This is a genomic window from Stenotrophomonas sp. GD03794 (assembly GCF_029842145.1).
GTDB classification, from domain to species: Bacteria; Pseudomonadota; Gammaproteobacteria; order Xanthomonadales; family Xanthomonadaceae; genus Stenotrophomonas; species Stenotrophomonas riyadhensis.
Window position 1 is genome coordinate 1 of the sequence record NZ_JAOCFV010000074.1, and the last position, 20,281, is coordinate 20,281.

The window sequence follows — 20,281 nt, forward strand, 5'->3', positions numbered from 1 at the left end:
GGTGAGGGCGCTTTGCTTGCGAAGCAGTGCTTCGCAAGCGCCCGAACGCCCAGCCGCCAGCGGCTGGGCCGGACCGCGGAGCGGGGTTTACGGCGTGTCCTGCCCACCCACACCGCCCCGCCAACCCACGGAATGCCCGCTGTTGCTGTTGCTGTTGCTTTGGCCTCTGCAGGTGCAGGGCTGCAAGCCCTGCCGAAACCCACCCAACCATGACTGCAGTCACTTGCCCGGACGCGCCGCGCTGGCGAAAGTCGAGTGGTTGACGTGATCGGCTCGGCCCGTTGCCGGCCGCACGCAAGCGAGAGAGAGAAACGCTGTGCAACGACGTGAGTTCCTGGCTTTTTCCGGTCTGGGCCTGGCGGGCCTGCTGCTGCCGCATTCCCGTGCCATCGCCGCCGAGCAGCTGCTCGCCCCGGTCGACACCCTCCAGCGCAGGCGCCTGGCGGACGTGGCGCTCGCCGCCGCACGCACGGCCAAGGCCAGCTACTGCGATGTGCGCATCGGCCGCTACCTCAACCAGTCGGTCATCACCCGCGAGCACCAGGTCGGCAATGTGACCAACCGCGAATCGTCCGGTGTCGGCGTCCGGGTGATCGTCAACGGGGCCTGGGGCTTCGCTGCCACCCACCAGCAGACCGAGGCCGCCGTGCGTGCTGCGGTCGAACAGGCGGCGGCCATCGCCCGCGCCAACGCCGGCATCCAGACCCGGCCGGTGCAGCTGGCGCCGACGCCCTCGGTGGGTGAGGTGCGCTGGCAGACCCCGGTCCGCAGGAACGCGATGGCGGTGCCGATCCAGGACAAGGTCGAGCTGCTGCTGGCGCTCAACGCCGCCGCGCTGAATGCGGGTGCCGACTACATCAATTCCACCCTGTTCCTGGTCAATGAACAGAAGTACTTCGCGTCCAGCGACGGCTCGTTCATCGACCAGGACATCCACCGCATCTGGCTGCCGTTCACTGCCACCGCCATCGACAAGGCCAGCGGCAGGTTCCGCACCCGTGCAGGGCTGTCCTCGCCGATGGGCATGGGCTATGAGTTCCTCGATGGCGATGCGCGCGGCAAGGTGCACCTGCCCGGTGGCATTACTGCCTACCGCGATTCCTACGACCCGGTCGAGGACGCCATTGCCGCCGCCCGCCACGCGCGCGAGAAACTGAAGGCGCCGTCGGTGAAGCCCGGCAAGTACGACCTGGTGCTGGACCCGTCCAACCTGTTCCTGACCATCCACGAGAACGTCGGCCACCCGCTGGAGCTGGACCGCGTGCTCGGCTACGAGGCCAACTACGCCGGCACCAGCTTCGCCACGCTGGACAAGCGCGATGCCGGCTTCCGCTGGGGCAGCGACATCGTCACCTTCTTCGCCGACAAGACCCAGCCGGGCAGCCTCGGTGCGGTGGGCTACGACGACGAAGGCGTGAAGACCCAGCGCTGGGACCTGGTGCGCGACGGCATCCTGGTCGACTACCAGGCCACCCGCGATGAGGCCCATATCCTCGGCCGCGATGCATCGCATGGCTGCAGTTACGCCGATTCCTGGTCCAGCGTGCAGTTCCAGCGCATGGCCAATGTCTCACTGGCGCCGGGCAAGCAGCCGCTCAGCGTCGAGGACATGATCAAGGACGTGGAGAACGGCATCTACATCCACGGCCGCGGTTCGTATTCGATCGACCAGCAGCGCTACAACGCGCAGTTCGGTGGCCAGCTGTACTACCAGATCAAGGACGGAAAGATCGCCGGCATGGTCGAGGATGCGGCCTACCAGATCCGCACGCCGGAATTCTGGAATGCCTGCACCGCCATCTGCGATGAACGCGACTTCCGCCTGGGCGGTTCGTTCTTCGACGGCAAGGGCCAGCCCGGCCAGGTCTCGGCGGTCTCGCACGGTTCGTCCACCACCCGCTTCAACGGCATCAACATCATCAACACCGCGCGCAGTCTCGGCGCTTGAGCCACCCATCCTTCGACATGGAGAGCAGCCTTGCAAAGACGTGACTTCCTGGCCCTGACCGGGCTTACCGCGGGCGGGCTGATCGTGCCCTCCTTCTTCGGCAAGGTGATCGCCGCCGAGCAGCTGCAGTCCAGCCTCGACCCGGCGCTGAAGAAGCGCCTGGCCGACGCCGCCCTGCAGGCCGCACGCAGCGCCGGTGCCACCTACTGCGACGTGCGCATCGGCCGCTACCTGCGCCAGTTCGTGATCACCCGCGAGGACAAGGTGCAGAACGTGGTGAATACCGAGTCCACCGGCGTGGGCATCCGCGTGATCGTCAATGGCGCCTGGGGCTTCGCCGCCACCAATGCGCTGGGCACCGCCGACGTGGCCAGGGCCGCGCAGCAGGCCGCGGCGATCGCCAAGGCCAATGCCGGCGTGCAGACCGCTCCCGTACAGCTGGCCAAAGCGCCGGGCGTGGGTGAGGTGAGCTGGCGCACGCCGATCCGCAAGAATGCAATGGAGGTGCCGATCAAGGACAAGGTCGGCCTGCTGCTGGACGTCAACGCCGCAGCGATGGGCGCCGGCGCCAGCTTCGTCAATTCGATGCTGTTCCTGGTCAACGAGCAGAAGTACTTCGCGTCCACCGATGGTTCCTACATCGACCAGGACGTGCACCGCATCTGGGCACCGATGACGGTCACCGCCATCGACAAGTCCAGCGGCAAGTTCCGCACCCGCTCGGGCCTGTCCTCGCCGATGGGCCTGGGCTACGAGTACCTGGATGGCGCCGCCGCCGGCAAGGTGGTCAGCCCCAATGGCGTGGTCAACTACAGTTCTTCCTACGACATGAAGGAAGACGCCATCGCCGCGGCCAAGCAGGCGCAGGAGAAGCTGAAGGCACCGTCGGTGAAGCCGGGCAAGTACGACCTGGTGCTCGACCCATCGCACACCTGGCTGACCATCCACGAATCGATCGGCCACCCGCTGGAACTGGACCGCGTGCTCGGCTACGAAGCCAACTACGCCGGCACCAGCTTCGCCACCCTGGACAAGCGCGAACAGCATTTCCAGTACGGCAGCGAGCTGGTCAACATCTTCGCCGACAAGACGCAGCCGGGCAGCCTCGGCGCGGTGGCATACGACGATGAAGGCGTGAAGTGCAAGCGCTGGGACCTGATCAGCAACGGCAAGCTGGTGGACTACCAGACCATCCGCGACCAGGCCCACATCCTCGGCAAGACCGAGTCCGACGGCTGCTGCTATGCCGACTCGTGGTCCAGCGTGCAGTTCCAGCGCATGGCCAACGTGTCGATGGCACCGGGCAGGAAGCCGCTGAGCGTGCCGGACCTGATCAAGGACGTGGAGAACGGCATCTACATCATCGGTGACGGTTCGTTCTCGATCGACCAGCAGCGCTACAACGCGCAGTTCGGCGGCCAGCTGTTCTACGAGATCAAGAACGGCCAGATCACCCGCATGCTGGAAGACGTGGCCTACCAGATCCGCACGCCGGAGTTCTGGAATGCCTGCACCGCCGTGGCCGACGAGCGCGACTACCGCCTGGGCGGTTCGTTCTTCGACGGCAAGGGCCAGCCGGGCCAGGTCTCGGCGGTCTCGCACGGTTCGTCCACCGCGCGCTTCAACGGCATCAACGTCATCAACACCGCACGCAGCCTCGGCTGACCGGTCAGGAGCCCTTACACCATGAGTATCTTCACCGAAGCCCAGGCCAAGGCCATCCTCGACAAGGTCATCGCCCTGTCCAAGGCCGACGAGTGCACCGCCGTGCTGGCCGGCGCGATCAGCGGCAACATCCGTTTCGCACTGAACAACGTCTCCACCAGCGGCATCGTCGACAACACCGAGCTGGCGGTCACCGTCGCCTTCGGCAAGCGCGTCGGTACCGCATCGATCAACGAGTTCGACGATGCCGCGCTGGAGCGCGTGGTGCGCCGTGCCGAAGACCTGGCCCGCCTGGCCCCGGAGAACCCGGAGTTCATGCCGGCCATCGGCAAGCAGAGCTACCGCGCCAGCCCGACCTTCAGCGAATCCACCGCAGCGATCGATCCGGCGTTCCGCGCCAAGGTCGCCGCCGATTCGATCGCCCCGTGCCGTGGCCACGGCCTGATCGCCGCCGGCTTCCTCGAGGACGGCCAGGGCTTCCAGGCCACCGCCAACAGCAATGGCAACTTCGCCTACCAGCGCACCACCAACTTCGATTACACCTGCACCGTGCGCACCGAAGATGGCCGCGGTTCGGGCTGGGTCGGCCGCAACCTGAAGGATGCCGCCGACTTCAAGGCCGACCAGGACATCCGCATCGCCATGCGCAAGGCCACCGAATCGGCCGAAGCCAAGGCGCTGGAACCGGGCAAGTACACGGTGATCCTGGAGCCGGCCGCGGCGGCAGGCCTGATCAGCTTCATGATGAACTTCTTCAGTGCCCGCTCGGCCGATGAAGGCCGCAGCTTCCTGTCGAAGAAGGGCGGTGGCAACAAGCTGGGCGAGCAGGTCTACGACCCGCGCGTGACCATGATCGCCGACCCGTGGCATCCGGACGCGCCGGTGCTGCCGTGGGACGGCGAAGGCATGCCGCGCGAGCGCATGGCGATCATCGAGAACGGCAAGATCGCCAACCTGGACTACTCGCGCTTCTGGGCACAGAAGCAGGGCAAGACCGCCAAGGCAACGCCGGGCAACCTGCTGATGAGTGGTGGCGACAAGAGCACCGCCGAGCTGGTGCGCGGCACCCAGAAGGGCATCCTGGTCACTCGTACCTGGTACATCCGCATGGTGGATCCGCAGACAGTGCTGCTGACCGGCCTGACCCGTGACGGCACCTTCTACATCGAGAACGGCCAGATCAAGCACCCGGTGAAGAACTTCCGCTTCAACGAATCGCCGGTGATCATGCTCAACAACATCGAAGAGCTGGGCAAGCCGGTGCGCGTGGCCGGTGATGAATCCAGCTACGTGATGATGATCCCGCCGATGAAGCTGCGCGATTTCACCTTCACCTCGCTGTCCGACGCGGTCTGATGGATCGCCGGGCCTGCCTGCGCTGGTTGGCCGCTGCCGCTTCGGCGGCGGCGCTGCCAGCCTGGGCGCAGTCAGGCCCGCGCAGTTCGCGCTACGACTTCTGGTTCACCCGCCTGCAGTACGACTCCGGCGACTGGGACGTGGACGCGCGCATGCCGTCCAACCTGATCACCTCGCTGATCGACTACACCTCATTGCGGGTGGATCCGCAGGAGCATGTTGTCGCACTGGCCGACCCACGCATGCTGGAAGCGCCGTTCTGCTACCTGGCCGGACACACCTTGGTGGAGTTCAACGCCGCCGAGCGGCAGAACTTCGTGCGCTACGTGCGCAATGGCGGCTTCGTCTTCGTCGACGACTGCAACCACGATATCGACGGCCTGTTCGCCACCTCGTTCGAGGCGCAGATGGGTCGCCTGTTCGGTCCGAAGGCACTGCAGAAGCTGCCCAACAGCCATCCGCTGTACCGCAGTTTCTTCCGCTTCCCCGATGGCCCGCCCGCCACCAGCTTCGAACTCAACGGCTGGGGCGACGACCTGGTGCACGACTACCTGAAGGGCATCGAGGTCGATGGCCGCCTGGGCCTGCTCTACAGCAACAAGGACTACGGCTGCGAGTGGGACTACGACTGGCGCAACAAGCGCTTCCTGGCCGAAGACAACACCCGCTTCGGCGTCAACATCGTGATGTACGCGTTGAACAATTGATAGGACCTGCACGCCCATGACCTCCCCCGACCTCGATTCCCTGCTGCCGCGCCTGCATGATCTGCGCGCCGCGCTTGCACGCGCAGTGGTGGGCCAGAACACCGTGGTCGAACAGCTACTGATCGGCCTGCTGGCCGGCGGCCACTGCCTGCTGGAAGGCGCCCCGGGACTGGGCAAGACCCTGCTGGTGCGCTCGCTCGGGCAGGCGCTGGAACTGCAGTTCCGGCGCGTGCAGTTCACCCCCGACCTGATGCCCAGCGACATCCTCGGTACCGAGCTGCTGGAGGAAGACCACGGCACCGGCCATCGCCATTTCCGCTTCCAGCAGGGCCCGATCTTCACCCACCTGCTGCTGGCCGACGAACTCAACCGTACCCCGCCCAAGACCCAGGCCGCGCTGCTGGAAGCGATGCAGGAGCGCACGGTCAGCTACGCCGGCACCACCTACGCATTGCCCGCACCGTTCTTCGTGCTGGCGACGCAGAACCCGATCGAGCAGGCCGGTACCTACCCGCTGCCGGAAGCACAGCTGGACCGTTTCCTGCTGCACGTGCTGGTGGATTACCCCAGCGAAGACGAGGAACGGCAGATCCTGGAACAGACCACCGGCGGCGCCACCGACGCGGTGCCGAAGGTGATGGATGCCGAAGCGGTGATCGCCCTGCAGGCCGCAGTACGCCAGGTGCATGTCAGCCCGGATGTGCTGGCCTGGATCACCCGCCTGGTGCGCGCCAGCCGCCCAGGCGAAGGCGCACCGGCCGCGATCAACCAGTGGGTGAAGTGGGGTGCCGGCCCGCGCGCCGGGCAGTCGCTGGTGCTGGCGGCGAAGGCACGCGCATTGCTGCAGGGCCGCTTCGCCGCCACCCGCGAGGATGTTCAGGCACTGGCCGCACCGGTGATGCGCCATCGCCTGCTGCTGTCGTTCGCCGCCGAGGCCGAGCAGAAGCGTGCCGACGACGTGGTCGCCGCCCTGCTGCAGGCCGTGCCGTTCCCGGGTTGAGCCACGCGTGAACGCAGGTGCCCCGCTGACGTTGCCACCGGAACTGCGTGCGCGCCTGCGCACGCTGCGGTTGCGGCCGCGCCTGGCCAGCGGCGCAAGCGGCATCGGCCAGCACGCCAGCCGCAGCCGCGGTGCCGGTCTCGAATTCGCCCAGTACCGTGCCTACGAGCCGGGCGACGAACTGCGCCAGATCGACTGGAAGCTGTACGCCCGCTCGGATCGTTTCTTCGTGCGCGAATCCGAACGCGAAAGCCCGATCACGGTCTGGCTGCTGCTCGATGCCACTGCTTCCGCCGGCCAGGCCGATCGCGCGGCACCGCAGCGCACGCGCCTGGACCACATGCGCGGCGTGGCCGCGTGCGTGGTGGAGCTGGCCCTGCAGCAGGGCGACCGTTTCGGCCTGCTGGCGATCAATGGCGATGGCCTGCAGCTGGTGCCCGCAGCGAACGGCGCACGCCAGCGTGACCGCGTGCATCTGCAACTGCATGCCCTGCAGGCACGCGGTGGCTGGCCTGCGGCCGATCGCCTGCGTCCCCTGTGGGAGCGCGTACGCCCGGGCGACCTGCTGTTGGCAGTTGGCGACGGTTTCGACGAGGCCGGCATCACGCTGCTGGAGCAACTGGCCAACGCACGCCGCGAAGTGGCACTGCTGCAGATCCTGACCGCCGACGAGCACGACTTCCCGTTCGACGCCGGCCATCGCTTCCGCGACCCCGAGACCGGCGAGGAACTGCTGGGCGATGGTGCGGCGATCCGCGCCGACTACCTGCAGCGCTTCGCCGACGCACGCAGTGCGCTGCAGTCGCGCCTGCAAGCCAGCGGCATCGCCAGTGCCACCGGCTGGCTCGACCAACCGTTGGACCAGCCGCTGCAGGCACTGTTTGCCCGTGGGGGCGGCGGATGAACCTGCTGTTCCCGCTCGGCCTGGCTGCGCTCGCCGCATGGCTGCTGCCGCTGCTGATCCACCTCGCCCGCCGCCATCCGTACACACCGCTGGATTTCGCCGCGCTGCGCTGGCTGCGTGCACAGATCCGGCCGCGCCAGCGCATCCGCTTCGATGACTGGCCATTGCTGCTGGTGCGCCTGCTGTTGCTGGCCGCGCTCGCCTTGCTGCTGGCACGACCCGCATTGACCGGGCCCGCGCCAGCCCCCGCTGCGTGGACGGTCGTTGCTCCAGGGCTGGACGCGACCGCACTACGCGGGACCGCCGAAGCGGGCAACTGGCATTGGCTGGCGCCCGGTTTCCCGGCCATTGATCAAGTGCCACCTGCGTCCACGGCCTCCCTGCCCAGCCTGCTGCGCGAACTGGATGCACAACTGCCCCCGGGCACCGCATTGACCGTGCACGTTCCCGATCCCCTGCCCGGCCTGGACGGCGCACGCCTGCAGCTGTCGCGCGACGTGCGATGGCACACGCAGCCGATGCCGGCCACTGCGCAACCGAGTGCCGCGACGTCGCCGCGCCTACGCGTGCACAGCGATGCTTCGGCCACTGCCCAGCACTGGTTGAACGCACTGCAACGCGCGTGGGGTGTGCAGGCACCGCCCTCGCCCTTGGCCGGGGATGCTGTGCCCGAGCGCGGCGAAATCGGCGTGTGGAGCCGCAGCGATGCACTGCCAGCACACTGGCAGGCGTGGCTGCGCGACGGCGGTCGTGTCATGACTGCCGGCAAGCCTGCTGCCAGCGCCAGCATCCTGCTGCGCGACGCCCAAGGCGCACCGCTGCTGTGGCAGCAACGCATCGGCCACGGCTATCTGCTGGCGCTGCCGGGTGACTGGAATGCCGCCAGCAACGCTGCGCTGCGCGATCCGCAGTTGCCGCGTGCCCTGCTGCTGGCGCTGCAGCCGCCCACGGCTCCGCGCCTGGGCGATGCACGTGACCAGGCACCGCGCCGAACCGCATTGCCTGCTGCAACACCGCCGCTGCGAGAGCCGACGCCTTGGCTGTTGCTGGCCATCGTGCTGCTGTTCGCGCTGGAACGCTGGATGGCCAGCAGTAGCCGACGCAGGGGGCCCGCATGAACACCCTACAGCACGCCTGGCAACGCGCGCGCCGCCGCCATGCGCTCGTCACCCTGCTGCTGGGCCTGCCGTGGGCGCTGGCCGCAACGGTGCTGGCGCTGCGCCTGGCGGGCTTCGACATCGCCTGCGTGGTCGGCACGATCGGCCTGCTCGCCTGCGCGGCCCTCGCCACTGCACGCGCCCGCCGGCTGGACCGCCAGTGGCTGCAGCGCCAGCTCGATGGCAGCGGCGCCAGCGAGGACAGTGCCGATCTGCTGTTTGCCGATACGCTCACCCTCAATCCGCTGCAGCAGCGCCAGCGCGCGCATGTGCTGGCCACGCTGGAACGTGCGATGCCGGAACTGCGTCCGCGCTGGCCGCGTGGGGCGTTGGCGCTGTGCTGGATCGCTGGCCTGGCCATCGTTGTGCTGGCACTCGGCTGGCCACGTTCGAATCCCGGTTCCGCGCCTGCCCGCACGTCGGCGCCTGGCAGCACCGCCGCCGCGGGCCCGCTGCACCTGCAGTCCACCCGCCTTCGCATCGACGCGCCGGCCTATACCGGCCAGGCCATGCTCACCCAGAATGCCTTGGACGCCAAGGTCGCCGCCGACAGCCGGCTGTCCTGGTCCCTGCGCTTCGACCGCGCACCGGACAAGGCATGGCTGCAGTTCCACGATGGTCGCCGGTTGCCACTGAGCGAGCACGATGGCCAGTGGCAGGCGCAGGATGTGGCACGCACGCCGGTGCTGTACCGCGTGGTGAGCGAACCGGCACTGGCAGAGACCCGCCTGCATCGGCTGGATGTAGTGGCTGACCGCGCACCCAGCGTGCGCGTGCTGGAGCCCGCGGCCAGCCTGGTACTGGGCACGCCCGGGCAACGGCAGTGGGCACTTCGCTTCGAGGCCAGCGACGATTACGGCGTGGCCGCGCAGGCAACGCTGTCGATCACCACCACCCAGGGCAGCGGTGAGAACATCACCTTCGTCCGCCGCAGCGTCAGCCTCACCGGCAATGGCGAGCCGACCGCACGGCGCTTCGCGCATACGCTGGATCTGGCTGCATTGGGCGCGCAGCCGGGCAACGATGTGATCGCCCAGCTGGAAGTGCGCGACAACCACACACCCACGCCGCAGACCGGGCGCAGCAGCAGCGTGATCCTGCGCCTGCCCAGCGCCGAGGTCGCGCTCGGTGCGGAGCTGGAAGGCCGCATCAAGAAGACCCTGCCTGCGTACTTCCGCAGCCAGCGGCAGATCATCATCGATGCTGAAGCCTTGATCCGGCAGCGTCGCGGTCTGGCTGCGGAAGACTTCGTGAAGCGCAGCGATGCGATCGGTGTCGACCAGCGCATCCTGCGCCTGCGCTATGGCCAGTTCCTGGGCGAGGAAAGCGAAGGTGCGCCGAAGCCACCGCCGACCAGCGACCTGCCCACCAGCGATGCACCGGCTGCAGACAGCCACAACGAAGATCACGATCACGATCACGATCACGACCATGGTGCCGAGGCCGGGGCGCACAATGAGCATGGCCACGATCACGGCGGCAAGGCGTCCAATGCCGATACGCCACCGGTGTTCGGCAGCGCCACCGATGTGCTCTCCGAATACGGCCACACCCATGACCATGCCGAGGCGGCCACCCTGCTTGACCCGCAGACCCGCGCCACGCTGAAGGCCGCGCTGGACCAGATGTGGTCGGCCGAAGGCGAGCTGCGCCAGGGCCGACCGGAGCAGGCGTTGCCCTTCGCCTACAAGGCATTGGGCTTCATCAAGCAGGTGCAGCAGGCCGAGCGCATCTATCTGGCCCGTGTCGGACCGGAGCTGCCACCGATCGATGAAGGCCGCCGCCTCGGTGGCGATCGCGCCGGGCTGGCCAGTCGTGAACTGCCGCTGGCCGCCCGCACCCCGCCCGATCCGGCCATCGTCGAAGCCTGGCAGCGTCTCGGCGATGACACCGGCGCGCCGGATCTGGATGCGCTCGCGGCCTGGCAGCAGCGCAACGCCGCCTACCTGCCCGATGCACTCGATCTGGCTGCGGCCATCGAGCAGCTGCGCATCGAGCCCGGTTGCCACGACTGTCGCCAGCGCCTGCGCGCACAGTTGTGGCGGGCGCTGCAGCGTCCGCTGCCGCAGGCGATGCGGCGCAGTGCCGCCGATGCGATGGGCCAGCGCTACCTCGACGCGCTGGAGGCGCAGCCATGAACGCCTCCGCTGTGAACCTGTGGATTGCGCTGGCCCTCGCCCTGATCGTGGTCATCGCCAGCGTGCGCCAGCTGCGTGGAGACACCGCGCACCCCGGCCGCCGGTGGATCGTGATCGCACTGCAGATCATCGTCGCCGCGCTGCTGTATTTCTGCCTGGTGCCGCCCGCCCGCCAGCAACCCGCAGGCGGCCTGGTCGTGCTGGGAATCGACGCCGGCAAGGCCGGCGCACTCCCGGCCAGCGAAGGCCCGCTGTTGCTGTTGCCGGAAGCTGCCGATGTGCCCGGCGCACAGCGCGTTCCCGACCTGGCCACCGCGCTGCGCAAGCATCCGGCGTCCACGCTGACCCTGGTCGGTGCGGGCCTGGTCGCGCGCGACCGCGACGCGGTGCTGCCACCGGATGTACGTTGGCAGGCCGCACCGGAGCCGCGCGGCTGGATCGTCCTGCAACCCCCTGCCGATGCCGCACCCGGTGCTCGTTTCGACGTGCACGCACAGGCGCGTGGTGCTGCAAAGGCGAAAGCCGAACTGCTCGACCCGGCGGGCAGCGTGGTTGATCGCACGGCGGTTGCCGAAGATGGCCGCGTACAGCTCAGCGGCATCGCCCGCGCCGAAGGCCGCAGCGTGTTCCAGCTGCGCCTGCTCGATGTCGAAGGCCATGTGGTGGACAGCGCGCCGGTGCCGCAGCAGACCCTGCCGGCCGCCCCCATACGGCTGCTGGTGCGTGCCAGTGCGCCGGGCCCGGAGTTGAAGTACCTGCGCCGCTGGGCCGCCGATGCCGGCATCCGCGTGCAGGTGCAGGCCGATACCGGCGCTGGGCTCAGCGTGGGTGATGGCGCGGTTTCGCTCGATGCTGCAACACTGGCACGCAGCGACCTGCTGCTGCTGGACGAACGCAGCCTGGCAGCGTTGAGTGCAGGCCAGCTGGCTACCGTGCGCCAGGCGCTGCGCGAGGGACTCGGCGTGCTGGTGCGCAGTGCAGGCGCACCTTCGGCCAGCGCGCGCCAGCGACTGCGCGATCTGGGCCTGCCAGTGCTGGGCGATGGCAGCAGCCACCTCCTTGAACTTCCCGGCGATGGCGAAAGCACGATCCTCGCCGCACGACGCGGCCCGCTCGCCGCCGGCACGTTGCCGACCGGCTACGGTGAGGAGGCCGACCGCCGTTCGCACAGTGCCACCCTGCCCGCGCTGGAAGCCCTGGCGCTGCAGGTGCCGGGCAGCAGCGCGCTGCTGCAGGATCGTGCTGGCAACGCCATCGGCGGCTGGCGCGCGGCTGGCAAGGGCCGCATCGGCCTGCTGCCGATGACCGACAGCTGGCGCTGGGTGCTGGCCGGGCGCGACGACCGCCACGGCGAACTGTGGAGCAGCGTGGTGGCCACGCTGGCGCGTGCACAGGGCAGCGCTGATGCGCTGTGGTCACCGCAGCCGATCAGCTGGGCAGGCGAACGGCAGACGCTGTGCGGCGTGCAGGCGCCGCTGCAGGTCTTCAACGAAGGTGGCGACGGAGTACCGCTGGTCGTCGATGGCGCGACCTCGACCCTGCGCTGCGCCGGCTGGTGGCCACGTGACGCAGGCTGGCAGCGCCTGCAGCATGGCGACAGCATCGTCTGGCGCTATGTGTTCGACCCAAGAGCCGCGACCGTGCTGCATCGGCAGGCAATGATCGATGCGACGACTCAGGCGTTGGTCTCCAGCACGCCGGCGAACGCATTGGTGATGCAACCCGTGCCAGGATCGCGCTGGCCGTGGTGGCTGGCGTTCGTGCTGTGCGCATCGCTGCTGTGGTGGCTGGAACGGCGGCGCTGAGCCTAACGCGTCAACGCGCCTGCAACGCCCTGATCGCCTGCGTAAGACTCTCTTTGAAGCGTTCAAAACTTGCCATTTGCACTCGTGACGAGTCAAACCTTCTCGTAGTAATCCACTCGCACATTTCGTCCACGGAGGGTTCAAATCCGACAACATCTCGTAGCATTGCCTTTAGCGCCCTCGGCGCATCGTCATTGCCCGACTCATCTTCCAGAGGCTGGCACCCGACATAGGGATCATCCTTCAGGGCGCATAGAAGCCAGCTCTCCTGCTTAGGCTTTGGAACCATAGCAACGCCGTACAAATAGTCGGCAGCCTTAAACCCTGAATCAATTGCGTTGACCAAATTCTCCCAATGGCTTGCTGGGCTAGAATTGGTCCCATCCGAATCTCGAAACATAACAGCGAGACTAGGTGCACCTTCTCTTTGCTCAGTCTCCCGCGCGAGGATCCCAAGAGCTTGAGCTTGCTTAAAGTGACCGACATAACCCTGCGCTCTTTTGAATCCGGGCAGTGTTATTCGGGGAACACTAGTTGCTTTTGCACGAGCGCCAAGCTGAGACCTGCTATACCATTTTACGGACTGACACTGAACTGGAGAATAATTAATTAAATCTTCAATTAACTGATCGACCAAATGAGCCATCGGTCCAGGTCGCATTCCGAATTCCGACTCCCCTCCCAGATCAGTTCCACCCTCACCCGACAGAATTAGAATCACGACACATTCCTTCTGCTTCCTTGCTAATGTCCCCCAGACTCACGTCCGCGAATGCCTCTCCAGCACCCATCACTTCCAGTCGACTTTTTACCGAAGGAATGGAATAAAAACGCGACACTCCAGATGACCCATCTCGCTTCCTAAAAACAAGAAAAACCGATTCATTCGCAACATTATCTTCAAGATAGTTAAGAAGCATCGGACTATGAGTAGTAAAAACCACTTGCTGCCGCACGCCATGCAAATATCCCACCAGACTTCTTATAACCTCTGGATTAATTCCATTTTCAAGCTCATCGAGCAAAAGTACGTCATAGCCCTTCTGATCTGGATTCACGAGACTTGCGTCGTCAGATGCGTCCAGCTTCCGAAGAACGGCGCTCTCGGCTACAGTCTGAGCGACTATAGCTGCCACTCTTAGAAGGCCGTCGTTGATATGTCGCGAGTCAACTTCGGAATTTCCGAAGTATTCTTCCTCGACATGAATCCTTTTCCATCCATATTGAGCATTTCGCGCACGAATCGCCTTCACATGCGGGTATATCTCCGCAACAGCTTCATTTAGGGATGCCGCTTCCGACTTTGCCAGACCGTGGACGAAAGCCGCAAGATCCTCGCCACCCGACCCAACGTCAACAGCCTTTTTAGATGGGCGGCGCATTGCGCTCGGACTAAGAAGCTCCAGTGACTTTACACCTTCGAAACAAAGCCGAAAGAGGTATATAGCCATCTTTTCTTCTTTCGATATTTCAAGCCCGTGAACTTTCAGGCGATTGAATAAAGACCCCTCGAAATCGGTCAGCAGATCTCTTCTGTATCCAGAGCTAACCTTAAACGCTCCACCATCATGGGAATAACCAACCTCTCCCGTAGGAAACACCTTGGAACTAGCATCATCGGGCAAGAATCGAAGATCTTCTCGAGTACACCTTCCAAGCTGCGAGTTGTAAACCGCCTTCCACTCTAGAGTGTACTTCGCGACCCTAAACTCGATCTCTATGTTTATATTTCTTTTCTTGCCTGGCCGACTTGTCAAGTCGGCCCTCTTCCAGCCACGGCTGGATAGCCACTTTGACAAGTCACCAACCACTAGTTGAGAGACAAAATCAATCGCCTGAAGCACGGTACTTTTCCCCGCCCCATTCAATCCAACCAAGCAAACGAGGTGACCCAACTTTTCCCCGACTCCAGCCGGAATCTGGAAATCATTGAGAGCTTTGAAATTGTCAATCTTGAAACTCTTAATCATACTGACGCCTTATTTTTCGATGCACCAGCAGCTTCCCCCACCACCGGCGCGCTCATTCCAAGCTACATAGTGACATGGTCGGGAAACTGAGCGGCAAGTCAACTGATCATTTCATATCTTCTCATCGCTAGGCCGCCCCTCCCTGAGGAAGCTGCGTGCGCCAACCGCTTATACCTACAAATCCTGACCAACTAGCCGACGTGCTCTCTTACTGGGGTCGGCCAGAGGTCGACACTCCTTTCATCCCCGCTGCCATACTCGGCTACCTAGCACAACGTTGATTGGCGCTCGATGACGTGAATCGATGGGGTGCGCCGTTTAGCGTGTACCAACGCGTCGGTACACACCGTTGAAGCGCACGTTCATGCCACCGCATTCGCTGTTGTCGGCCACGATCAGCACCTCCCCCAGCGAATGCACGCGCACCTTGCAGGTGTCCTCTACAAACTCGACATCGGCACCACGCGGCGGCGCGCGCGCTTCCACCTGGCCCATGTTCGGCCCGTAGGGACGCTGCTCCGGCGTGGGGTTGGCGGAGGGCCAGTAGGCGTCACCCTCCACATGCAGTTGCCCGCTCTGCACGGTGATGCGCAGGCCGTTGTCGCGGTCCTTCCAGTTGCCCGCCCAATCCTGTAGCGACGGCACGACCACCGGCAACGCCTGCAGCTTGCTGCGGTCCACCCAGCCAGCACTGCCGCCCACCTTGTTCGGGAAGAACGCGCAGCGGTAGCGGCCAAGATCACGCCCGGTCACCACGGTATCGCCATTGACCACATAGCTACGCTGTCGGCAGGCCGGTTCGCCCTTCGCCGGGCAGCCGTCCATGTCGCCAAGCAGGTACAGACGGGGCGCATCGACCACCCGCGCCAGGGCGAACCGGCTCTGTTCAGAGGGAAACGCGCCATTGCGGCAGGCGCCATCACCGGCGATGCCATCCGCGAAGGCGGACGCCGGCAGCAATGCCGCCATCAGGCAGATCGAACGCAGGAACATGGCGGCACTAGCGGTGGGGGAGCCGGCAGAATATACCGGCCTACTTCACCGGCGGCGCGTCGCCAGCATTCTGTTCCTGGGAGAACAGCAGCGCGCGCCGCTGCTGCTCCGCACTGAGTTCCGGCGGTGGCCGCGCCACGGCGGCCTGGATCTGCGAAGGTCCACCCGTGAGCTTGTTCACGCCCTTGGCGGCCGCCATGACCCCCTTGACCACACCCATCATGATGTAGCCGCCACTCATGCTGACCTGCTCCGGCGACGGCGGTTCGCTCCAGTCACGGCTGAAACGGTTGTCGCCGAACTTCACCGGGTTCTTGAAGCGGTACAGGTCCAGCGGCTCGTCTTCAGGCTTGAGCGCACGCACTTCGCCGAGAGTGGTGACGTTGTCCTGCGGCAGTGCGGTGGAAACCGGCGTGGTGGTTGCCGCCGGCGCATCTGCAGGAGGCTCGGGCGCCGGGTCGGGCACCACGACCGGCGTGGACTGCTGTGCCTGCGCGATGCCAGCCAGCAGCATGCCGGCCAGGACTGCTCCCTGCGTTCCACGTCGTGCCACAGCCATCCACCCTGTTGGTTGCGTCCAGCACCCAAGGATACGGATGCAGGCTTCAGATTTCGTTGCTGCGTCGGTGGCTGTTCAGCCAGGGGAGATGCTTTGATGCCATGGCCTGAGCGCACTGAACGGTTCACTCCATCCCATGATCGTGTCTCACATCCTGAGACGTCTTTGTGGTGCCATGTGACCCCTCGTAAAACGTCCCGGCTCCATCTTCCATGGCTTACGAACTCGCCAAGCGCACCGCCGATGCCGAGCAGAAGCTCGCCACCCGCGATGGCCTGCCCGCCCGTGACGGCGCCCTGCTCAGCGCGCGCCTGCAGCGCCGCTACCAGGACCGCATTACCGGCAGCTTTGCCCTTCCCGGCCGGGAAGGCCGCTATGCGCCCATTCCCGATTCGGTTCCGCCGGCCCTGGCTGCCGCGCTGAAGGCGCGGGGCATCGAGCAGCTCTACAGCCACCAGGCCGAAGCCTGGGAGGCCAGCCAGCGCGGCGAGCACGTGGCCATCGTCACCCCCACCGCCAGCGGCAAGTCGCTGTGCTACACCCTGCCGGTGGTCAGCGCGGCGATGCAGGACAAGGCCAAGGCGCTGTACCTGTTCCCGACCAAGGCGCTGGCCCAGGACCAGGTGGCCGAGCTGCTGGAGCTCAACCGCGCCGGCGATCTGGGGGTGAAGGCCTTCACCTTCGATGGCGATACCCCCGGCGATGCACGCCAGGCGATCCGCCTTCACGGCGACATCGTGGTCTCCAACCCGGACATGCTGCACCAGGCGATCCTGCCGCATCACACCAAGTGGGCGCAGTTCTTCGAGAACCTGCGCTACATCGTCATCGACGAGGTGCATACCTACCGCGGCGTGTTCGGCAGCCACGTCACCAACGTGCTGCGCCGGCTCAAGCGCATCTGCGCGTTCTACGGCGTGCAACCGCAGTTCATCCTGTGCTCGGCCACCATCGGCAACCCGCAGGCGCATGCCGAGGCACTGATCGAGGCACCGGTCACCGCCATCACCGAGTCCGGCGCGCCCAGCGGCCCCAAGCAGGTGCTGCTGTGGAACCCGCCGGTGATCAATCCGGACCTGGGCCTGCGCGCCTCGGCGCGCTCGCAGAGCAACCGCATCGCACGCATTGCGATCAAATCCGGGCTGAAGACCCTGGTGTTCGCGCAGACACGCTTGATGGTCGAGGTGCTGACCAAGTACCTGAAGGACATCTTCGACCACGACCCGCGCAAGCCGCCGCGCATCCGCGCGTATCGGGGTGGCTACCTGCCCACCGAGCGCCGCGAGACCGAGCGTGCGATGCGCGCCGGCACCATCGACGGCATCGTCAGCACCTCCGCGCTAGAACTGGGCGTGGATATCGGCAGCCTGGACGTGGTGATCCTCAACGGCTACCCCGGCAGCGTCGCCGCCACCTGGCAGCGCTTCGGCCGCGCCGGCCGCCGCCAGCAGCCGGCGCTGGGGGTGATGGTGGCCAGCTCGCAACCACTGGACCAGTACGTGGTGCGCCATCCGGATTTCTTCGCCGAGGCCTCGCCCGAACACGCACGCATTGCGCCGGACCAGCCGCTGATCCTGTTCGACCACATCCGCTGCGCAGCCTTCGAGCTGCCGTTCCGGGTCGGCGATGGCTTCGGCCCGATCGACCCGGAAGTGTTCCTGGAAGCGCTGGCCGAAACCGAGGTGATCCACCGCGAGGGCGAACGCTGGGAATGGATCGCCGACAGTTATCCGGCCAACGCGGTCAGTCTGCGTGCGGTGGCCGATGGCAACTTCGTGGTGGTCGATCGCAGCGATGGCCGCCAGCAGATCATCGCCGAAGTGGATTACTCCGCCGCCGCGCTCACCCTGTACGAGGGCGCCATCCACATGGTGCAGTCCACCCCGTACCAGGTGGAGACGCTCGACTGGGACGGCCGCAAGGCCTATGTCACCCGCACGCATGTGGATTACTACACCGACAGCATCGACTTCACAAAGCTCAAGGTGCTGGACCGCTTCGACGGCGGCGTGGCCGGCCGTGGTGATTCGCATCATGGCGAAGTGCACGTGGTGCGCCGCGTGGCCGGCTACAAGAAGATCCGCTACTACACGCACGAGAACATCGGCTACGGCCCGGTGAACCTGCCCGACCAGGAACTGCATACCACCGCGGTGTGGTGGCAGCTGCCGCAGGCACTGTTGCTGCGCGCGTTCGCCAGCAAGCAGGATGCGCTCGATGGTTTCCTCGGCGCCGCCTATGCGCTGCACATCGTCGCCACCGTGGCGGTGATGGCCGATGCGCGCGACCTGCAGAAGTCGGTCGGCAACGGCGATGGTGCCTGGTTCGCGATCGCCGACCAGAGCGGCCGTGGCCAGCTGCGCGGCAGCAATGGCGACCCGGGCACGGTCGAACTGCTGCAGGAGTTCGTGCCCACCGTCTACCTGTACGACAACTTCCCCGGCGGCGTCGGCCTCAGCGAACCGCTGTGGCAGCGCCAGGCCGAGCTGGTGCAGCGCGCGCGCGAACTGGTGCAGCGCTGCGACTGCAAGGCCGGTTGCCCGGCCTGTGTCGGCCCGGTGCTGGCCGCGCAGGAAGAGGATGAGACCTCGCCGCGTGCGCTGGCGCTGCGCGTGCTGGACCTGTTCGATGCCGAGGCCTGCCAGCACGTACCCGACGTGGTGGTGACCGCGCGCGACCCGATGGAGCTGCTGGCCCCGTGAGCCTGAGCCTGGACAAGCTGCGCCTGCTGCGGAAGCAGGCCGGCGACCCGAAAGCGGCTACACCGTCGGCACCGGATGTTCCCGCGGCACCTGCGGCACCGGTGGCCGCCAACGATGCGCGGCAACCACCGGCCGAACGTTCGGTGTTCGCCTGGGTCGAGCAGGAGATCCGCCACAAGCCGACCGGCGCTGCTGCGCCCGTGACAGCCGCCGCACCGCTGCGTCGGCCGGAAGTGGGCAGCCTGCATCGCCTGCTCGGCCTGCGTTCGCGGGGTGGAGCCGCGCCGGCACGCGCCAGCGCGCAGGATCGCCAGCTTCCTGGTGAGGAAATCGCACCGGGCCTGTTCCTGATCGAATCGCTGCAGCCGCAGCCCATTCCGGCACAGCCGCTGTCGCTGGATTTCGCCCGCCGCGAAGGCGAACACGTATCCCCGCGCGACCTGCTGTTCTTCGATACCGAGACCACGGGCCTGGCCGGCGGCACCGGCACCCGCGCCTTCATGATCGGGGCCGCCGACTGGCATGTGTGCCCGCAACGCGGCGAAGGCCTGCGCATCCGCCAGCTGCTGATGGCGACGATGGCCGCCGAGGACGCGATGCTGGCCACCTTCGCCCGCTGGCTGCAGCCGTCCACCGTGTTCTGCAGCTACAACGGCCGCAGCTACGATGCGCCGCTGCTGAAGGCGCGCTACCGGCTGGCCCGCCAGCGTTGCCCGATCAGCGCGCTGGATCACGTCGACCTGCTCTATCCGACCCGCCGCCGCTATCGCGGCACGTGGGAGAACTGCAAGCTGTCCACCATCGAACGCCAGCTGCTGCGCGTGGTGCGCGAAGACGACCTGCCCGGTTCTGAAGCGCCGGGCGCATGGCTGCGTTTCCTGCGCGGCAGCGACGCGGTGAACCTGCGCCGGGTAGCCGACCACAACCACCAGGACGTAGTGACCCTGGCCCTGCTGCTGCAACGGTTGGTACGCGAGGAGCAACGCGAGCGCGAGACGCTGGCATTGGTTGGACAGTAAGCGTTGACGCGGCCTGACGGTGGCAGCGGTGACACTGCCGCCACCATCCACGCCTGGAGCCCGACGATGCGCCTCAATCCCCTGGCCCTGCTCGCCATCCTGCCCTTGGCCGCCTGCAGTCACGCTGGCAGCAGCACCTCTCACGATCCCGCGCCAGCACCCGTGGCCGATGCCGTGCACGAATGCAGGCCGGAGGCGCTGGACGCCTTCACCGGCAAGACCGCCGACGAAGCCACGATCAAGAAACTGGTGGCTGACAGCGGCGCGCGCGGTGCACGGGTGGTCAAACCCGGCATGGCGGTGACCATGGACTTCCGCCAGGACCGCGTGACCGTGCAGGTGGATGCGCAGAACCGCA

Annotated in this window: 16 protein-coding genes; 12 read left to right on the forward strand and 4 right to left on the reverse strand. The window is 66.2% G+C overall.

Translation table 11 applies throughout. The features are described from left to right. Window positions 1-316 precede the first annotated feature (316 nt). From N5D91_RS22580 to N5D91_RS22620, 9 genes are read left to right on the forward strand one after another with little or no spacing between them, the layout of a single operon-like run. A complete protein-coding gene (locus N5D91_RS22580; RefSeq protein ID WP_180855265.1) occupies window positions 317-1,948 on the forward strand; it encodes a TldD/PmbA family protein in 1,632 nt (543 codons plus the stop codon). Between the two features lie 30 nt (window positions 1,949-1,978). Then, window positions 1,979-3,613, forward strand: coding sequence for a TldD/PmbA family protein (locus N5D91_RS22585; protein WP_180855267.1), 1,635 nt, complete (start codon window positions 1,979-1,981; stop codon window positions 3,611-3,613). A gap of 21 nt (window positions 3,614-3,634) precedes the next feature. Further along, complete coding sequence (locus N5D91_RS22590; RefSeq protein ID WP_019336350.1) at window positions 3,635-4,969, forward strand: TldD/PmbA family protein; 1,335 nt, start codon at window positions 3,635-3,637, stop codon at window positions 4,967-4,969. Further along, window positions 4,969-5,676 carry a DUF4159 domain-containing protein gene (locus N5D91_RS22595; protein ID WP_049398588.1) on the forward strand — a complete coding sequence of 236 codons (708 nt, stop codon included), beginning with the start codon at window positions 4,969-4,971 and terminating at the stop codon, window positions 5,674-5,676. The genes N5D91_RS22590 and N5D91_RS22595 overlap by 1 nt, the downstream gene beginning before the upstream one ends. Before the next feature lie 16 nt (window positions 5,677-5,692). Continuing rightward, window positions 5,693-6,676, forward strand: a complete 984-nt coding sequence (locus N5D91_RS22600) for a MoxR family ATPase (protein WP_164090252.1) — start codon at window positions 5,693-5,695, stop codon at window positions 6,674-6,676. A gap of 7 nt (window positions 6,677-6,683) precedes the next feature. Further along, entirely contained in the window at window positions 6,684-7,580 is an 897-nt protein-coding gene (locus N5D91_RS22605) for a DUF58 domain-containing protein (protein WP_180855269.1), read from the forward strand. Continuing rightward, complete coding sequence (locus tag N5D91_RS22610) at window positions 7,577-8,698, forward strand: BatA domain-containing protein (RefSeq protein ID WP_180855270.1); 1,122 nt, start codon at window positions 7,577-7,579, stop codon at window positions 8,696-8,698. The genes N5D91_RS22605 and N5D91_RS22610 overlap by 4 nt, the downstream gene beginning before the upstream one ends. Continuing rightward, on the forward strand, window positions 8,695-10,875 hold the full coding sequence (locus N5D91_RS22615; RefSeq protein WP_180855272.1) for a hypothetical protein: 2,181 nt from the start codon (window positions 8,695-8,697) through the stop codon (window positions 10,873-10,875). Before N5D91_RS22610 ends, N5D91_RS22615 begins: the two co-directional genes overlap by 4 nt. Continuing rightward, on the forward strand, window positions 10,872-12,680 hold the full coding sequence (locus N5D91_RS22620) for a hypothetical protein (protein WP_180855274.1): 1,809 nt from the start codon (window positions 10,872-10,874) through the stop codon (window positions 12,678-12,680). Before N5D91_RS22615 ends, N5D91_RS22620 begins: the two co-directional genes overlap by 4 nt. A gap of 10 nt (window positions 12,681-12,690) precedes the next feature. Here the strand turns inward: N5D91_RS22620 and N5D91_RS22625 are convergent, their stop codons facing one another. The 4 genes from N5D91_RS22625 to N5D91_RS22640 all read right to left on the reverse strand — a co-directional run bounded on the left by N5D91_RS22625 (window position 12,691) and on the right by N5D91_RS22640 (window position 16,202). Beyond that, entirely contained in the window at window positions 12,691-13,401 is a 711-nt protein-coding gene (locus N5D91_RS22625) for a hypothetical protein (protein ID WP_180855286.1), read from the reverse strand. Further along, window positions 13,379-14,650, reverse strand: coding sequence for an ATP-binding protein (locus N5D91_RS22630; protein WP_180855276.1), 1,272 nt, complete (start codon window positions 14,648-14,650; stop codon window positions 13,379-13,381). The genes N5D91_RS22625 and N5D91_RS22630 overlap by 23 nt, the downstream gene beginning before the upstream one ends. Window positions 14,651-14,968: 318 nt before the next feature. Next, window positions 14,969-15,643, reverse strand: coding sequence for a hypothetical protein (locus N5D91_RS22635; RefSeq protein ID WP_180855277.1), 675 nt, complete (start codon window positions 15,641-15,643; stop codon window positions 14,969-14,971). Window positions 15,644-15,683: 40 nt separating this feature from the next. Beyond that, entirely contained in the window at window positions 15,684-16,202 is a 519-nt protein-coding gene (locus N5D91_RS22640) for a hypothetical protein (protein WP_164162290.1), read from the reverse strand. A gap of 212 nt (window positions 16,203-16,414) precedes the next feature. Here N5D91_RS22640 and N5D91_RS22645 point away from each other — a divergent pair, with 212 nt between their 5' ends. From N5D91_RS22645 to N5D91_RS22655, 3 genes are all read left to right on the forward strand, one after another. After that, entirely contained in the window at window positions 16,415-18,904 is a 2,490-nt protein-coding gene (locus tag N5D91_RS22645; protein WP_180855279.1) for a DEAD/DEAH box helicase, read from the forward strand. After that, on the forward strand, window positions 18,901-19,923 hold the full coding sequence (locus tag N5D91_RS22650) for a ribonuclease H-like domain-containing protein (protein WP_180855281.1): 1,023 nt from the start codon (window positions 18,901-18,903) through the stop codon (window positions 19,921-19,923). The genes N5D91_RS22645 and N5D91_RS22650 overlap by 4 nt, the downstream gene beginning before the upstream one ends. A gap of 66 nt (window positions 19,924-19,989) precedes the next feature. After that, window positions 19,990-20,281: I78 family peptidase inhibitor (locus N5D91_RS22655; RefSeq protein ID WP_279922750.1), on the forward strand; the 292-nt coding region annotated here is incomplete at its 3' end.